Genomic DNA, 17278 nt, shown 5'->3' with positions numbered 1-17278 from the left:
GCCGCACTTAAGTGCGGCGTTCTTATTAGAAAGACGTTAACTTTTAATTGTCAAAGGCAGGAGTATATTCCCAAAATTGTTCATATTCTGCTCCAATGATAGCTCCAAAAATAAAGTAAGCTTTGTTGTCAGTTGCAACTGCGGAGGAGTACTGGCGATTGCCATCGGGAAGATCTGTCTTTTGGGTCCAAGACCCTGAAGCCCCATCTGTGGGATCAAATTGCCATAGGTCTTTGTGGTCATTGTTGTTTTGGTCAATTCCCATACCGGCATATCCCATGCCATTCATGGAATACCCAAGATGATATTGTCTTTTTCCGCCCCCAAAGTCGGCTTTTTGGGTCCAAGTGTCATTGTTTGGATCATATTCCCAAGTTTCTTCAGAATAAACACCGGGAATACCTCCGCCCACAATGTATCCCTTGCCATTAATGGCAAAACCTGCAGCATACAGAAATCCACTAATGGATGACGGTCCTAAGTCCTTTTTTCTCTCCCATATGTTATTAATGGGATCGTATTCATAAAGACCGATACGCTTAAAGTTGTTTTGGTCATCGGCTACTCCAAACACATACCCTTTGCCATTGATGGTAAATGTTGTCAAACTATATCCAAGTGCAACAGGGGGGGTATCCAGTCCGGTCCATGAATCGGCAATGGGGTCGTAGACCCAAAAATCATTTACAGTTTCGGGCACATTATTTATACCTCCTCCTACGTACCACTTGTTGTCCAAAACAAAGGAAAATGCGTTCTTTCTAGCTCCACCGGGAAAATCCGTTTTCTGCTCCCAGCTGTTGGTATTGATATCATAAGACCAAATATCTTTTTGACCATTAGTGCCGAAAGAACCATTTTCACCAAGGCCAGCAAAGATTTTGGGATTACTTTGATTGTCCATCAAGCTTGCCATAATCCCATCTCTTCTATAAGAATTTCCCAGATTGCCTGCAAAATCGGCTATGCGCCTCCAAGGGCCGGTTACGGTAAAGTCCTCATCGCTTACCGCGGTTTCCCCACCAACTTCTATACTTATTTTTCCAGTGGTGGCAAAAGTTGGCACATAAACGATTACCGAGGAAGATGATTTTTGGTTTACAGACGTTTGGATGCCATTGAATTTTACAACAACCTCGTTAAAAGCATAGTCTGATAAAGAGATACCTGTAACATTAATGGTCACAGACGTACCAATTGGCCCCTGCATAGGGCTGAAATCTTGAATGGCTAGACTGTTGCCAGAGGGCTCGGTCACGGTAAAATCGGTGCCACTCTGGGCCGTTTCCCCATTTACGGTTACTGATATGGGTCCGGTCTCGGCTCCATTGGGCACTTCAACAGTGAGCATTGTAGCCGTGGCATTGCTCACATTTGCGCTGGTTCCATTGAACTTTACCGCATTCTCGGTCTTTACCGTACTAAAGTTGGTCCCTAAGATTTCCACAATGGTGCCGGGTGTTCCTTCTTGTGGAGAAAAGCTATCAATGGTGGGCGCATTGGCCGAAGGCTCGGTCACGGTAAAATCGGTACTGCTCTGGGCGGTCTGCCCGTCTACCGTAACAGTAATTTTCCCGGATGTGGCCCCATTGGGGACTACAACAGTGAGTAGGGTGGCATCTGCAATGCTCACCGTGGCCTCGGTTCCATTGAACTTGACCGTGTTTTCAGTTTTTACGGTACTGAAGTTGGTTCCTATGATCACCACAATGGCGCCGGGTGTTCCTTCTTGCGGAGTAAAGCTGTCAATGGTGGGCGGGTTGGAGGTCGGGTCATCGGGCGGGTTGGGATCATCCTTTCCGCAAGCGGCAAGGACTAGGGCGAGGCCCAAGCATAAGTAGTGTAATTTTTTCATAATAGATTATTTTGTTTATAGACAAGGTATTGGTAATCAATGGGTCTTTAGATGTGCAATTAACGGATGGGCACTTTGGATTGATGGATGATCATTTTGGGTTGATGATGAAATCCAGTTATAAGTCTAAACTCAAATGGAAGAATAACGCCGCACATATGTGCGGCGTTATTTACTGTAAAAAGGCTTGTTCTTAATTATCAAGGGCTGGGGTGTATCGCCAGAAGGTCTTCAGTTCTTCTTGTAAGGCATTCCCAACACCACCTAGAATGTAAATATGTTCTCCATGCGCAACGGCGGCGGCGCCTTGTCTTCCTCCTCCCGGGAAATTGGACTTTTGGGTCCAAGAATTCGAGCCTTGATCATATTCCCAAATATCATCTACACTTATAAGGTTTTCGCTTAATCCAAGACCTACGTATGCTTTAGTTCCCATGCCGATACCTATGGCTTCAGTTCTGAGGGTAAAGGGGACTGCGCCCAATTGTCCCGATGAACTAGTTACCATGCTGTACCTAAATAGTGAACTTGCGTAATTCACACCTTTTCCTGTAACCACATAGCCCTGGCTACCAATTCTGAACCCTACGGCATCCAAGATACTTTTGTTGGATTCCGTTAGGATATCTTTGTCAGTCCATGTATTGCCATCATAACTCTTTAGTTTGCCTTCTACAAAGTTTTCCTTTATACCATATACAAAACATGCAATGTCTCCACAAAAAGAGGATAGCCCACTACCATAGGCAGTTGCCCCAAGGCTTTCCCAGGTTTCTGTGGCAGGGTCATAGAACCAACTATCGTCAATATCCCCATTGCCATTCTTTCCGGTTATGATGTGCCACTTATTGTTCAGTACAAATGAAGCTGCATTATATCTGCCTGTTACCGGGGGTTCGCTGGCACTTTCCCATGTGTCGCTGGCAATGTCATAGACATGAACTTCGTTTGAATAGACAAAAGGCCCATTACCATATCGGCCAAACCCAAAATAGATTTCGTCCTCGTCATTGTCGTTTTTTAATACGGCCATATTACCGCCTCGTATGGGATAATCCATCCATGATGGGGTTGTTAGCTGTCTCCACGGTCCTACGGTAAATTCTGTTGCACTTTCTGCGGTCTGTTCCCCAACGGTCACGGTGATGGTCCCTGTGGTGGCCCCTTCAGGCACGGTCACGGTTAGGTTTGTTGCGGTGGCTGCAGTCACTTCGGCGGCTACACCATTGAACTTAACGGTGTTATTGGCAGAGTTGGGATCAAAGTTTTCGCCTTCTATAACCACTTGGGCACCCACATTTTCTTGGTCTGGGGCAAACCCACTTATGGAAACGCTTGGATCCAGCACGGTAAAGTCGGTACTGCTCTGGGCGGTCTGCCCACCCACGGTGACCGTAATTTTCCCGGATGTGGCCCCATTGGGGACTACAACAGTGAGTAGGGTGGCACCTGCAATGCTCACCGTGGCCTCGGTTCCATTGAATTCGACCGTATTTTCAGTTTTTATGGTACTGAAGTTGGTTCCTATGATCACCACAATGGTGCCGGGTGTTCCTTCTTGCGGAGAAAAGCTGTCAATGGTGGGCGCATTGGCCGAGGGCTCGGTCACGGTGAAGGTTCCGGAGCTTTGTGCGGTCTCTCCATCCACGGTCACGGCGATTTTTCCGGATGTGGCACCATTGGGAACGCTCACGGTTAGCTTGGTGGCCGTGGCAATGCCCACAGAAGCGCTGGTCCCATTGAACTTTACCGCATTCTCGGTCTTTACCGTACTAAAGTTGGTTCCTATGATCTCCACAGTGGAGCCGGGAGTACCTTCCGTTGGGGAAAAACTTGCAATGGTAGGTGGGTTGGAGGTCGGGTCATCGGGCGGGTTGGGATCATCCTTTCCACAAGAGGTAAGGACAAGGGCGAGGCCCAAGCATAAGTAGTGTATTTTTTTCATGATAAATTTATGTTTGTAAACCAATGTATTGGAAATCAACGGGCTTTCAGGAGCGCAATTAACGGATGGGTGTTTTGGATTGATGGATGCCCATTTTGGGTTGATGATGAAATCCAGTTATAAGTCTAATCTTAAATGGAGGAAAAACGCCGCACATATGTGCGGCGTTTTTTATTAAGAATAGGGTATTCTTAATTATCAAGAGCTGGGGTGTATTCCCAAAAATCATTGTTGTCGCTGCCATCACCCTCGCCAAATACAATGTAGGCTTTGCCGTCTATCGTGGTCGCAGAAGCCCCATATCGCCCAGAACCTGGATAGGATGTTTTGGCAGTCCATGTGTCGGTGCCAGGGTTGTATTCCCAAATATCATTGAAATAGGTGGAAGTAGTAAAGTTGACACCTGTACTTAGATACCCTTTTCCGTTTATGGCAAAACCTATGGCTCCATATCTTTCCAATCCACTATCAAGGGATTTTTTATCAGTCCAAGAATTAAGGTTAAAGTCGTACTGGTGCAAATCATTAAAATAAGTCCCATCATAGCTTCCTGTAGCTATATATCCTTTTCCATTGATAGCAAATCCACAAGGACTGACCCTCGGATTTACCTCAAAAGGATTCTTGGCAAACCACATGTTTTGATCTGTGTCATATGCATAAAAGGCTGAAAAATCAGAAGTCCTTCCATATATAAACCCAGTATTTCCATATACAAATGAAGGGCTGTTTGTTCCTAAATATGGTGCATTGGCGATAGCAGTCCATTCGGGATCGAACTTGTAAAAATCGTTTAGCTCTATACCATCATATCCGCCTCCCAGATACCATATATTATTGATTACAAAGGAGAAAGCCCCATTTCTTTTTGAATAGCTATTGGGGTCACCTGTCCAATCATTGGATTGCGGGTTATAGGTCCAGAAATCATCCAATTGACCAGAATTAAGCCCATATCCAAAACCAGCCATGATTATGGGATTTCCATTCCCATCTTCCAAAGTAGCGATAATCGCATCTCTTCGGGCTTCACCTGGAAAATCGGCCAATCTCCGCCACGGCCCCACAGTAAACTCCGTTGTACTTTCCACGGTCTGTTCCCCAACGGTAACGGTGATGGTCCCAGTGGTGGTCCCTTCGGGCACGGTCACGGTTAGGTATGTGCCGTTGGCAGCGGTTACTTGCGCGGCTACGCCATTGAATTCAACGGTGTTATTAGCAGGGTCGGGGTCAAAGTTCTCTCCTTCGATAACAACTTGGGCGCCCACATTTTCTTGATCCGGAGTAAAACCGCTTATGGAAATTGTTGGAGGATCTAGAATGGTGAAATCGGTGCTGCTCTGTGCGGTCTCTCCATCCACGGTCACGGCGATTTTTCCGGATGTGGCCCCATTGGGAACACTCACGGTAAGTTTGGTGGCCGTGGCAATGCCCACGGAAGCGCTGGTCCCATTGAACTTTACCATATTTTCGGTCTTTACCGTACTAAAGTTGGTTCCTATGATCTCCACAGTGGTGCCGGGAGTACCTTCCGTTGGGGAAAAACTTGCAATGGTAGGTGGGTTGGTGGTCGGGTCATCGGGCGGGTTGGGGTCGTCCTTCCCACAAGCGGCAAGGACAAGGGCGAGACCCAAGCATAAGTAGTGTATTTTTTTCATGATAAAATTTGTTTATCAACAAGGTATTGGTAATCAACGGGCTTTCAGGAGCGCAATTAACGGATGGGTGTTTTGGATTGATGGATGCCCATTTTGGGTTGATGGCACAAATCGTAGGGTTGTGGTTAAAAAATCAACAAAGATCAATACCTTGGCCCTATGGTAGATTATATCGTAGTAGGTCTGGGCTTGGCGGGAATCTCTTTTTGTGAGGTTCTGGAGAAGGAAGGGAAATCCTTTACGGTAATTTCCGATACATCACAACAAGCCTCCCAAGTTGCGGGCGGACTGTACAATCCAGTGATTTTAAAGCGGTTTACCCTCGCTTGGAAAGCTAAGGAACAAATGGAATTGGCTCAACCTTTTTATGCCGGATTGGAGCGGAAATTAGGGGTCCAATTGGATTATAAAGTTCCGGTATTGCGCCGTTTTGCTTCTGTTGAGGAGCAGAATAGCTGGTTTGAAGCTGCTGATAAACCGGGATTGGACCATTTTTTATCGACCACTATCTTACCCAACTCTAACACCTGTTTGGATGCTCCCCATGGTTTTGGGGAAGTCAATTACACCGGAAGAATAGATACGGGCACCTTGGTGGAGTTCTACTCGACCTATCTGGATCAGAAAGGAATTCTGGAACGGGAATCTTTTAATTTTTCTGACCTAACTATTGAAGAGGGACGGATTTCGTACAAATCCCTACACGCCAAACAGATGGTCTTTGCCTGTGGTTATGGCCTTCAAGACAATCCTTTTTTCAACTATTTGCCCTTGAACGGGACCAAAGGGGAGCTTTTGACCATCAAAGCGCCAGCGTATAAAGAAGACCGAGTGATCAAGTCTTCCGTATTCACCATTCCGTTGGGTGAAGATTTATATCGGGTGGGGGCCACTTACAAGTGGAAGGATAAGACCAATGAGCCCACCGAAGCATCCAAAAAAGAACTTCTGGACAAGCTCACCACTTTTTTACGATGTGATTTTGAGGTGGTGGACCACGTGGCAGGCATTAGGCCAACAGTGGTAGATCGCAGGCCTTTGGTAGGTCGGCATCCAGCACATAAAAACCTGTATGTGCTCAACGGCTTCGGGTCTAGGGGCGTGCTTATTGCACCCTATGCCTCGGCCCAATTGTACCAATGCATTGAACACCAAAACCGGATTGACCCTGAAATGGATATCCAACGGTTTACCAAAAAATACTATCGGGATTAACCCTTAGCCACGGTATGTTTGTGCGAAGCCGCGTTGGGGTCGTATTTAAAAAAGAAATTTACCCAGATGTTGCGCGATAGCCGTATGATCACCGGCATAAAAACAATCATGGTACCCACAATGGCAATAAACGTAGTCACCAAGGAAGCTCCGAAAAACAAAAAGGCAATTACAAAGGCAGCCACGGCAAAGGCAATGCCCACAGCATAGCTCACGTACATGGCGCCATAGAAAAACGAGGGCTCTATCTTGTACTTGGTGCCACAATGCGAACAGCGCTCGTTCATGTTGAAAATTTGGGAAATCGCGTACGGATTGGTGTTTTCGTACATGCTCTCTTCATGGCATTTAGGACAACTTCCTGTTAAAATGCTGTACAGTTTGGTTCCTTTTTTTAACATTTGCACCGATTTTTATACAAAAATACGCAATCAGGTAGTTTTGTTTTGTAATTCAGGTCACATAAAATGCTAAATGTCCATAATCTTTCAGTAGCCTTTGGAGGTGAATATCTTTTTGAAGAAATCGCGTTTCGTTTGAATGGAGGGGACCGTGTAGGTCTTATTGGTAAGAACGGAGCGGGTAAGTCCACCATGCTCAAGCTTTTGTCCAAGGATATGGCACCCGATGAGGGGACCATCGCCATGGAAAAGGACATAAAGATTGGCTTTTTAAGACAGGATATCGATTTTGAACAGGGCCGAACCGTATTGGAGGAATCCTATCAGGCATTTTCGGATATCAAATCCTTGGAGCAACAGCTGGAGGAAATCAATACGGCATTGGCAGAGCGTACCGATTATGAAAGTGACGGTTATCACCAATTGATGGTGGATTTGAGCGAAGTCACCCACAGATATGAAATCTTGGGCGGATACAACTACCAAGGCGATACCGAGAAAGTGTTGTTGGGGTTGGGGTTCAAGCGCGATGATTTTGATAAGCTCACGGATACCTTTTCAGGGGGATGGCGTATGCGTATAGAGTTGGCCAAACTCCTATTGCAGAACAACGATGTATTGCTGTTGGATGAGCCTACCAACCACTTGGATATTGAATCCATTATCTGGTTGGAACAGTTCTTGAAAACCTATGCAGGTGCGGTGGTGATCGTTTCGCATGATAAAATGTTCCTGGACAATGTCACCAATAGGACCATCGAGATTTCCTTGGGTCGTATCTATGACCACAACAAGCCGTACACCAAGTTTTTGGCGTATCGAAAAGAAATCAAGGAACAGCAACTGAGCGCCCAAAAAAACCAAGAAAAGCAGATTCAGCAGACCGAACGCTTGATTGAGAAGTTTCGGGCCAAATCCAGTAAGGCGTCCATGGCGCAGTCCCTTATTAAGAAGCTGGATAAAATAGAGCGTATAGAGGTGGATGATGAGGACAATAGTGTAATGAACCTTCGTTTTCCCGTTTCCATAAACCCTGGGAAGGTAGTTGCCGAACTGGAAAATCTCTCCAAAAGCTATGGCAAAAAAGAAGTTCTAAAAGATATTGATCTTTTGGTGGAGCGTGGTACCAAGACCGCTTTTGTGGGTCAGAACGGACAAGGAAAAACCACCTTGGCCAAAATCATGGTGGGGGAGTTGGACCATACCGGAAACCTAAAGACCGGACACAATGTACAACTGGGTTATTTTGCCCAGAACCAAGCAGAATATCTGGATGGTGAGAAAACCATTTTGGACACCATGATTGATGCTGCCAATGAGAAAAATAGAAGCAAGGTCAGGGATATTTTGGGCTCTTTCCTATTCCGTGGCGATGAGGTGGAAAAATATGTAAAGGTACTCTCTGGAGGGGAGCGAAACCGATTGGCCTTGGCCAAAATGTTGCTTCAGCCGTTCAATGTGTTGGTGATGGACGAACCTACCAACCACTTGGACATTAAATCCAAGAATGTGTTGAAAAGTGCACTACAGAATTTTGAAGGAACCTTGGTCTTGGTGTCCCACGACAGGGATTTTCTCCAGGGACTCACAGATAGGGTCTATGAGTTCAAGGATGGTGGCATCAAAGAATATTTGGGAGATATCGATTTTTATCTGGAACAGCGCAAGGCAGAAGATTTCAGAAAAATTGAAAAAGGGGAGAAAAAAGTAGCCAAGAAGGTGGAGATGGTTTCCAAGGAGAACGACTACCAATTCCAAAAGAAACAAAAATCGCTCAAGAACAAATTGAGTGGGGTGGAAAAGAGGATTTCACAATTGGAAAAGGAGATTGCCGACATAGACCATGACCTTTTAATGGATTATGACAGTACCATTGCCCGCCCTAATTTTTTTGATACCTATCAGGGCAAGAAGAAAAAACTGGAGACCTTGATGGGGGACTGGGAAGACCTTTCCCACGAATTGGAGGCCCTGAACTAACCAAAAGTCCATTTACATACCACATATTTGGCCTAGTTCACAACAAATTACCGTCGGTTCGCCGATTATATTTGTAGGTTTTTTCGTATTTTGATTACTTTGTAGGTAAATTCTTTAGGATAAAATAAGTAATCAATGATTCGATTGGCCGTTTTCTTCTTATGTATACTGGTTTCCGTGTGTAGGGTACACGCCAACCAGGAAATCCCCCAAGAGGAGAGGAATGCCCTTGTAGACCTATACAACAACACTAAAGGAGACCAATGGAAGGTTTCGTGGGATTTGGAATCTCCGATCCATACTTGGAAAGGTGTTGAGGTAAAGGACAATCATGTGGTGGGATTAACCTTGTTCATGAACAATTTGGACGGAGTGCTTCCCGAAAGTATGGGAAAACTCAAATACTTGACCCAATTGAATTTGGCTTTCAATAGTCTTACAGGTGTTCTTCCCAAGGATATTGTAAAGTTGAAAAACCTAAAGGTGCTCCGTTTGGAAATGAATCGCATCAAGGGATCTTTGCCAGAAGGTATTGGTGGAATGAAGCGGTTGGAGGTACTCTCCATGTTCAATAACTTTCTAAGCGGCCCCATACCGGATTCGTTCGGAAACCTCACTAACTTAAAAGAACTCAACCTTTCCAGTAATAACCTGAAAGGCATCATACCAAAATCCATTGGAAATCTGACCCAATTGGAAGCTTTGGGCCTTTTTGAGAACAACTTGGAAGGGAATATCCCCTCCGAAATGGGGAACTTGACCCACCTAAAGGAATTGGTGTTGGCCAACAACCAGTTGGGCGGTGAGATTCCCACAGAGTTTGGTCAATTGGCAAGCTTGCAGGTGCTGCAATTACAAAACAACCGATTTGATTCCTATACCGGACTCAAATTGATGGACACAAAACAGTTTTTGGTCTTTGACACCGATGACAAGACCTTGACACCACGATTCAATGACATCCATTTTGAACGTTCGCGTATGGCGGACACAAAATTTGAGGATGACAACGAAAATGAGTAGTTAGTTATTACTTTAGTTTGTTTGGTTTGGGGATACAGGCGTGTATCCCCTTTTTTTATGCGTTTTACGAACAGAAAGGAAAGAGTTTGTCCCTTACGGATATTGGGAAAGGTTCTGCCTTTTGTGTAACTTCACCTTGATCCATTGATTATCGTAAACCAACAGACGTATTGTGCTTTCTTTTGCCTTTAATATTTTTCGATTTGCCAAAGCTATCCTCAAAGGAATCCGAAATGATGATGAGTTTAAATTCCTGTGCTTCTTTTTGATGTTTTTGTTGATAGGTTCTACCCTTTTTTATTCCCAAACCGAACATTGGTCCGTTATTGATTCATTATACTTTTCGGTGATGACCATGGCTACTGTGGGGTATGGCGATTTTGTTCCCACTACGGATTTGGGCAAGGTCTTCACTATAATTTATGCCTTTCTATCTATTGGAACCTTTGTGGCATTCACTGCAAAAATTGTGCGGTTGATTTTGGAAGATGGGAAGCATAAGCGGTTCTTTGGAAAAGACAGGCATAACGACCAGCGTCAAGAAATCAAATAGGACTTAGTATAACCCCAAACATCCACTGTTCGATTCCTCAATAAATGATGGAATCCGAAGCAATTTGTGGTAGGGTATACCCACCATAATCCACATGCAATCCTTTGCGGATTTCTTTTGGACCATCCGATGGCAATGAAGTTCCAAAAACATATACTTTTTGCAGGGATGGGAAATCCTCCAATTTTTTAAACACGTTTGAAGTGATTCCGGTACGGGTCAGGTTGAGGTGTTTCAAATGTGAAAGCTGGGATAATTCCTCAATGCCTTGGTCCGTGACTTCGGTTTGTCCCAAGTTCAACACGGTCAAGTAGGGTAAATGGCCCAAATACGGATAAATGGAATCATTGATGGCCGTATGGGACAAATCCAATTCCACGATAAAATCGTTTATGGGGGTCAAGGCCAATGTATCCATCAACGAAAATTCTGGTTTATTGATTGCAGTGACCCGTAACCAAGGGGAATCCTTGCTGAGGTACTCCACATGCAATCCTGTTTCCTTCACGGAACGTAGACTGTCCAAGGGTAAGGGAGGCAAAGTGGCCTCGGGATAAAAATCTTCCACATCCTTGGGAAAGAAGGGCTCAAATAGGCTTTCATCCAATCCATGCGATGCGATACTGCCGTCAAAAGGGTGTCCAGCCTCTATCCAGGCTTTTAGCACGGCAATCTCTTCTTTGGTCAGTTGCTCTTTTTCCTTGGGCGGCATATGGCCATCGGTATCTTTGGGAGAAATAACCCGGGTGAAAAGTTCACTGCCATCGGGGTTTTGGGCCATGATCACCTCACCGTTTTCGCCGCCGGAAAGTATACCATCTTCCAAATGGAGCCGTAATTCTCCTTTGGCCTGTTTGGGACCATGGCAGCTTACACATTTATTGTTGAGGATGGGATGCACCACTTCAGCATATAGATTGGCATTCTCCCAAGAATCTTCGGTCAATGCTATAGGGAGTTCTTCAAAAACTGGAATGCCCAGTGCTTTTTTTACCCCTCGGGGAAGGGGTTCGGTAAGATATCCTTCACCATGGGTGATATTGCCTCCTTTATGCCCTGTGATGGAAATCAACACCAACCCTAAAACAACCATGACCGGAAAGGACACTTTTTGCAACACCGCTACGGAATCCGACTTCCATTTTAAATACAATGCAAAGCAAAACACGGCCGTGATGATTCCAAACCACAGGTGACCCTTGACGGTATCAAACCCATAGCCCTCATTTTGGTATAGCAGAAATCCACTTATGCAAGCCAAGACCGAGACCAACCCAGCCCAAAGGAACAAGGTGGCCAATAGCCCGGTGTACTGTTTTGTCTTACGGTCGGTCCAATATAAAAGTACGCCCAGTACCAAGAAACCTATGGGCAGGTGTACGATCAAAGGATGCAGCCGCCCCAATAGCTGTGAAAGAATATCCATTTAATCTATGCCGAGTCTTTGTTTTATAATGTCCATCATATAAACATTGGCCTCCCATTGGTCCGATACGGGAAGTTGGGTATACGGAAGAGCAGGCATATAGTAAGGTGGGCCAAATTCTGAGGTAACCGTCATGGGGCGGTCATTTTCCGCCCAGAATTTTCTGATGACCTTTTCCCAGATGTCCAAATGGCGATCAACGGCCCTTTTCCACTCTGGAGCTTTGGGGTCGTTTACTTGGGGGCTTTCGGCATGGCCTACGCGAGCATGGATATGGTCGGTCTTTGCAATCACTTCGGAAAGCATGGCGTCCCTACCTTCCAATAAGGATTCATGGACCACCATCCAATGGCTGATGTCGGCAGTAAGGCGTAAATCGGATATCTTTTTTAAATAGTCCAATGTAATGGGCAAGGTGTAACTGAACCGTCCCCGATGGGTTTCATGATAAATGGGAATGCCCGTTTCCTTGCTGATGGCATTGGCCGCTTTTATGAAAGCCGTATTCTGCTCCATGGAGAAAAAGTCACTACCGGTTTGACTGTTGATCACCACAGGCTTCCACGATACCAATACATGCAGTTTCTTTGTATAGGCCTCCAAACTTTCCTCAAAAGGAAGACTGTTATCGGTCCCATGCATCAAATTGAGCTTTAGATCGTGTTTTTTCAATGCAGCTTTCAGTTGCTGTTGACTTTCTACCTCATTGGGAAGCCAAACATCAATACCATCAAAACCTGAGGTTTTGGCCCGTTCGCAAAATGCATCCCAGCTCAGGGTGTTTCCCCAGTTGGTCTGAAAAAATAGGATTTCCCCTTTTTGGGGATAGAGGGTAGTGGCAAAAAGAATCATTACTAGATAAAGGTGTTTTTTCATGAGTATATTAAAGTTTGGTTGCGATTACGCCAATATTTCTTTGATGACTTCTCCGTGTACGTCGGTCAACCTAAAAGGTCTTCCCTGGAAATCGAAGGTGAACTGTTCATGGTTGAAGCCGAGCAAGTGGAGCATGGTGGCATGGACGTCGTGTACGGAGACCGCCCCATCCACTGCGGAGAACCCGATTTCATCGGTTTCCCCATGGCAGGCACCTTTTTTGATGCCCCCACCGGCCATCCACATGGTAAAGGCATCACCATGGTGATCTCGGCCCATAAAGCCCATTTCCTTGCCTTCACGGTTTTCCTTCATGGGAGTACGGCCAAATTCACCGCCCCAAACCACCAAGGTGTCATCCAAAAGACCACGTTGTTTTAAATCCAATAGGAGAGCGGTCATGGGTCGGTCTATTTGTCGACATTTGTTCCGAAGTCCCAAATCCACGGCAGTACTGTGGTCCGTTCCGTGGCTGTCCCAGCCCCAATCGAACAATTGTACATAGCGTACCCCTTGTTCCACCAGTTTTCGGGCAAGCAGACAGTTGTTGGCAAAGGACTCTTTTCCAGGTTCCACCCCGTACATTTCCTTGATATTATCCGGTTCATTGTTGATGTTCATCACTTCTGGAACGGCAATCTGCATGCGATAGGCCATTTCATATTGATTGATACGGGCCAGAATCTCCGGGTCCGCATACTGGGCGTATTCGGCTTTATTGATTTTGTTGATGGCATCAATAGTACTCTTTTTTAGGTCACGGGACATGCCTTTGGGGTCATCAATATAGAGTACGGGGTCTCCTTTGGATCGACACTGAACCCCTTGATAAACCGAAGGCAAAAATCCACTTCCCCAAACACTTTTTCCAGCACTGGGTGCCTGTCCACCAGAGGTGAGTACCACAAAACCGGGTAAATTCTGATTTTCCGAACCAAGGCCATAGGTAACCCATGATCCAACACTGGGTCTTCCCAAACGAGGTGTTCCTGTATGCATGAACAATTGGGCAGGTCCATGGTTGAACTGGTCCGTATTCACCGCTTTTAGGAAAGCCACTTCATCCACTACTTTTTTGAAATGGGGCAGGTTTTCGGAAACCCAATTGCCACTTTCGCCGACCCGTTCAAATTCGGCTTGGGGTCCAAGAAGTTTTGGGGTACCCCGGATAAACGCGAATTTTTTGCCCTGCAAAAGCGATTGTGGGCAATCTTGGTTGTGCAATTTGGCCAATTCGGGCTTATAATCGAACATTTCCAATTGCGAAGGCGATCCAGCCATGTGCAGATAGATCACTGATTTTACCTTGGGGGCAAAAGGGGGTGGCAATGTGGCCAAGGGGTTTAGGTCCCTTTCCGTTAACTGGAAGCCTTTTTTTAGGGCAGCTGTAGGGTCATTATTTTGAAAATTACAGGAAGCCAAGAAACCGCTCAATGCCAAGCCACCCATTCCCGTGGCGCACTGTTTCATAAAATGTCGACGGGTCTGCGCCTGTACTTCACGCATCAGTTTTTCGTGGATCAATCGGTCCAAAGAATCTTTGCTCATGACTTTGTAATAAATTCATCAAGGTTCATAATGGCGTTGGCCACAACGGTCAACGCGGCCAATTCTGCATCAGCGGTTCCCAAAAAGTCATCCATGGCCTTCGTGTCCATTTTAAAGGTGGCCAAGGATTCTTCATACAATTCGGACAACGCCTGTTTTTTATCTGGGCTCAATTCCCTAAAGACGGCCTTTTCATAGCCCCGGGCAATGGCAGTTTCAATATTTTCCGCTTTTTGCATATCCTTGGCCAGTTGGTGGGCCGCCTCAAGATATACTGGGTCGTTCAGGGTCACCAAGGCCTGTAAAGGGGTGTTGGTCACGGTTCTTCGGATGGTACATACCTCACGACTACTAGCATCAAAACTCATAAAGCTGGGATATGGACTAGTGCGTTTGATATAGGTATAAAGACCCCGTCTATAACGATCCTCTCCTTTGCTTTCCACCCAAGTCTCACTGCTGTAGACGGTCTGCCAGACCCCATCAGGTTGTGGGGGCATAACACTGGGACCATACATTTTTGAACTCAACAGTCCCGAAACGGCCAAGGCCTGGTCCCTAACCTGTTCCGCAGTCAAACGCAATCTTGGGCCACGGGCATAGAGTCTGTTCTCTGGGTCTATTTGGTGCAAGGTTGGATTGCCTTCAGAACTTTGACGATAGGTGCCGGACATCACGATATCCTTGATGAGCGACTTCAACTGCCACTCATTTTCATTCATTAACCGGAGTGACAACCAATCCAGCAAAGCTGGATGTGAAGGCGGTTCGGATTGTGACCCCATATCTTCAAGCGAAGCCACAAAACCATTCCCGAACAATTGATGCCAAACCCGGTTTACCAAGGTGCGTGCGGTCAAGGGGTTCTCCTTGCTCACTAACCATTGCGCCAGACCTAATCTGTTTTTGGGCCACTCCTGTTTCCATGGGTTCAATATCGCCGGTGTGGCCGGGGTGACGGTATCGGTTAGGGTAAGCCAATTTCCCCGTTCAAAAACTCGGGTTGTACGGGTCATATGATCAGGATTCTCGATCATAATGGGCACAGTTGGCGTAGCCGTGTTCAAGAGATCCAGGAATTTTTTCTGGATTTGATCGTGGCCAGGTTGTCCTTCGCCGGGAAGGTCGGGCAAAAAGGCAAACCAAGATATAAAACTGGTCCCTGTCTGTTGGGGCAGCGTTGTGTTTTCAGCTTCAAAAAACAAGCGAATCGAATCTTGTACCTGGACAAATGGCACTTTACGGATAATCTCTCGAGGAGTCTTATCAATATTGAAACGCGCCAAGACTTCGCCCGTATCATTGTCTTTTCGAAGTGTCATGACCGTACCATTGTCATTGGCCCAATACTTAAAATAAAGGTTGGGCGCACCTTGGGTATAAATGTCGTCATAGTAACAGGAACCATTGGGCCAAAGGGAGAGATATTTGGTGTCGGCCAGTTCGCCATTGACAAAGTTCTTCGCGTGGTGGACCTGATAAAAAGGCTCGTTGTATATTAAAAATTTATTGAATTTATCGGCTACTTCCTGGTTTCCATGCTTTAGATTCCATTGAAAGATTTCGTTCAAGGTCTTTTGGTCATCTTCGCTGTAGAATTTCAATACAGGATCCTCGTGGGGGGTGTCCTCGTCCATGGCATTGTTGAAAAAAGCCATCATATTATAGTATTCCTCATGCCTAAAAGGATCGTACGTATGACTATGGCACTGAACACACTCCATGGTGGTACTTTGCCAAACTTGGAAAGTAGTATTGACGCGATCCAGTACGGAAGCTACCCTGAATTCTTCATCTTCTGTACCTCCTTCATCGTTGTTCATGGTATTTCGGTGGAAGGCTGTGGCAATAAGTTGGTCCATGGAAGGCTGTGGCAATAAGTCGCCGGCAAGTTGTTCTGTGGTGAACTGGTCGTAGGGCATATTTTCATTAAGGGCTTTTATGACCCAATCCCGATATTTCCACATGGTTCTGCCTTGATCTTTTTCATACCCTTTGCTATCCGCGTAGCGTGCAAGATCTAGCCACCAACTGGCCCATTTTTCACCAAAGGAAGGTTGTGCCAAAAGGCTGTCCACCAAAGTTTCATATTCCATTTCCCCTTGGATATAGGCATCAAACCAGGTTGCTTTGGGAGGTAGCCCGGTTAAATCAAAGGCCAATCGTCTGGCAATGATACCTTTTGGGGCGGGTGCATTGGGAGACAACTCATTTTCTTCAAGACGGGCCATGATAAAATGGTCAATGTCGCTTTGGATGAAATCATTGTTCTCCGGTAAAAAACCTGCCTCTTGGTCTGGTTGTGGAACCTCAATATCTTGGGGAGAGGTATAGGCCCAATGCTTGCCCCATTGGGCACCTTGGTTGATCCACCGCTCCAGTAAATCGATTTCTTCTTGGTTCAATGCCGGTTTTTCATAGGGCATCCTCAATTCTGGATCATCTTCGTGCAAACGGCGGATAAACTCACTGGCACTCGCATTACCTGGAATTATGGCCCTTTTCCCCGATTCGCCTTCGGCTAAGGCCTCTTCTTCAAAAAGGAAGCTAATGCCACCACTTTTTTTGACCCCTCCATGACAGGTAATGCAATGTTTGTTCAGAATAGGTCTTACCTCACTGGCAAAATCAACTTTTTCACCAGTGTTACAACCCATGAGCATAGCGGACAAAATCGATGCTCCAAGAAATATGAGAAAATGTCGAATCGGCATTTTTTTTGAGTATTTGTAAATATTATATAGAATTATTATGGAAATCTACATTAAATGATGCAAAAAATAGTACTTTTTTTGCTG

At 45.6% G+C, this 17278-nt stretch carries 12 protein-coding genes; 4 read left to right on the top strand and 8 right to left on the bottom strand.

Features of this window, described 5'->3' with window-relative positions; genetic code table 11:
- Positions 1-43: 43 nt before the first annotated feature.
- The 3 genes from DN53_RS05815 to DN53_RS05805 form a co-directional block, all read right to left on the bottom strand.
- Positions 44-1855: an IPT/TIG domain-containing protein gene (locus DN53_RS05815; protein ID WP_129653458.1), complete on the bottom strand. Its 1812-nt coding sequence runs from the start codon at positions 1853-1855 to the stop codon at positions 44-46.
- Positions 1856-2048: 193 nt separating this feature from the next.
- Complete coding sequence (locus tag DN53_RS05810; protein ID WP_129653457.1) at positions 2049-3800, bottom strand: IPT/TIG domain-containing protein; 1752 nt, start codon at positions 3798-3800, stop codon at positions 2049-2051.
- A gap of 191 nt (positions 3801-3991) precedes the next feature.
- Entirely contained in the window at positions 3992-5458 is a 1467-nt protein-coding gene (locus DN53_RS05805) for a Kelch repeat-containing protein (protein ID WP_129653456.1), read from the bottom strand.
- 159 nt (positions 5459-5617) lie between these two features.
- Between DN53_RS05805 and DN53_RS05800 the strand changes: the two genes are divergently transcribed.
- Positions 5618-6673, top strand: coding sequence for an NAD(P)/FAD-dependent oxidoreductase (locus DN53_RS05800; protein WP_129653455.1), 1056 nt, complete (start codon positions 5618-5620; stop codon positions 6671-6673).
- Here DN53_RS05800 and DN53_RS05795 read toward each other — a convergent pair.
- Positions 6670-7074, bottom strand: a complete 405-nt coding sequence (locus DN53_RS05795) for a DUF983 domain-containing protein (protein WP_129653454.1) — start codon at positions 7072-7074, stop codon at positions 6670-6672. The two genes, DN53_RS05800 and DN53_RS05795, sit on opposite strands and share 4 nt — an antisense overlap.
- A gap of 66 nt (positions 7075-7140) precedes the next feature.
- Here DN53_RS05795 and DN53_RS05790 point away from each other — a divergent pair, with 66 nt between their 5' ends.
- From DN53_RS05790 to DN53_RS05780, 3 genes are all read left to right on the top strand, one after another.
- Complete coding sequence (locus tag DN53_RS05790; protein WP_129653453.1) at positions 7141-9054, top strand: ABC-F family ATP-binding cassette domain-containing protein; 1914 nt, start codon at positions 7141-7143, stop codon at positions 9052-9054.
- A gap of 135 nt (positions 9055-9189) precedes the next feature.
- On the top strand, positions 9190-10077 hold the full coding sequence (locus tag DN53_RS05785) for a leucine-rich repeat domain-containing protein (RefSeq protein WP_129653452.1): 888 nt from the start codon (positions 9190-9192) through the stop codon (positions 10075-10077).
- 172 nt (positions 10078-10249) lie between these two features.
- On the top strand, positions 10250-10630 hold the full coding sequence (locus tag DN53_RS05780; protein WP_207211095.1) for a potassium channel family protein: 381 nt from the start codon (positions 10250-10252) through the stop codon (positions 10628-10630).
- Positions 10631-10667: 37 nt separating this feature from the next.
- On the opposite strand, the gene DN53_RS05775 is transcribed toward DN53_RS05780, so the two are convergent.
- From DN53_RS05775 to DN53_RS05760, 4 genes are read right to left on the bottom strand one after another with little or no spacing between them, the layout of a single operon-like run.
- Positions 10668-12056 (bottom strand): c-type cytochrome domain-containing protein, encoded by a 1389-nt coding sequence (locus DN53_RS05775; protein ID WP_129653451.1) that lies wholly within the window; start codon positions 12054-12056, stop codon positions 10668-10670.
- The gene (locus DN53_RS05770) at positions 12057-12932 is read right to left on the bottom strand and encodes a sugar phosphate isomerase/epimerase family protein (protein WP_242502078.1); all 876 of its coding nucleotides are present in this window, start codon (positions 12930-12932) and stop codon (positions 12057-12059) included.
- A 24-nt stretch (positions 12933-12956) separates the two neighbouring features.
- Positions 12957-14480 carry a DUF1501 domain-containing protein gene (locus DN53_RS05765; RefSeq protein WP_129653450.1) on the bottom strand — a complete coding sequence of 508 codons (1524 nt, stop codon included), beginning with the start codon at positions 14478-14480 and terminating at the stop codon, positions 12957-12959.
- Positions 14477-17137, bottom strand: a complete 2661-nt coding sequence (locus DN53_RS05760) for a PSD1 and planctomycete cytochrome C domain-containing protein (RefSeq protein ID WP_242502077.1) — start codon at positions 17135-17137, stop codon at positions 14477-14479. Before DN53_RS05760 ends, DN53_RS05765 begins: the two co-directional genes overlap by 4 nt.
- Positions 17138-17278: the final 141 nt, after the last annotated feature.

This window comes from Flagellimonas olearia, assembly GCF_004150225.1.
Taxonomy (GTDB): Bacteria; Bacteroidota; Bacteroidia; order Flavobacteriales; family Flavobacteriaceae; genus Flagellimonas; species Flagellimonas olearia.
The sequence above is the reverse complement of the archived record's forward strand: the minus strand, read 5'-3'. Positions and strand labels throughout refer to the sequence as shown.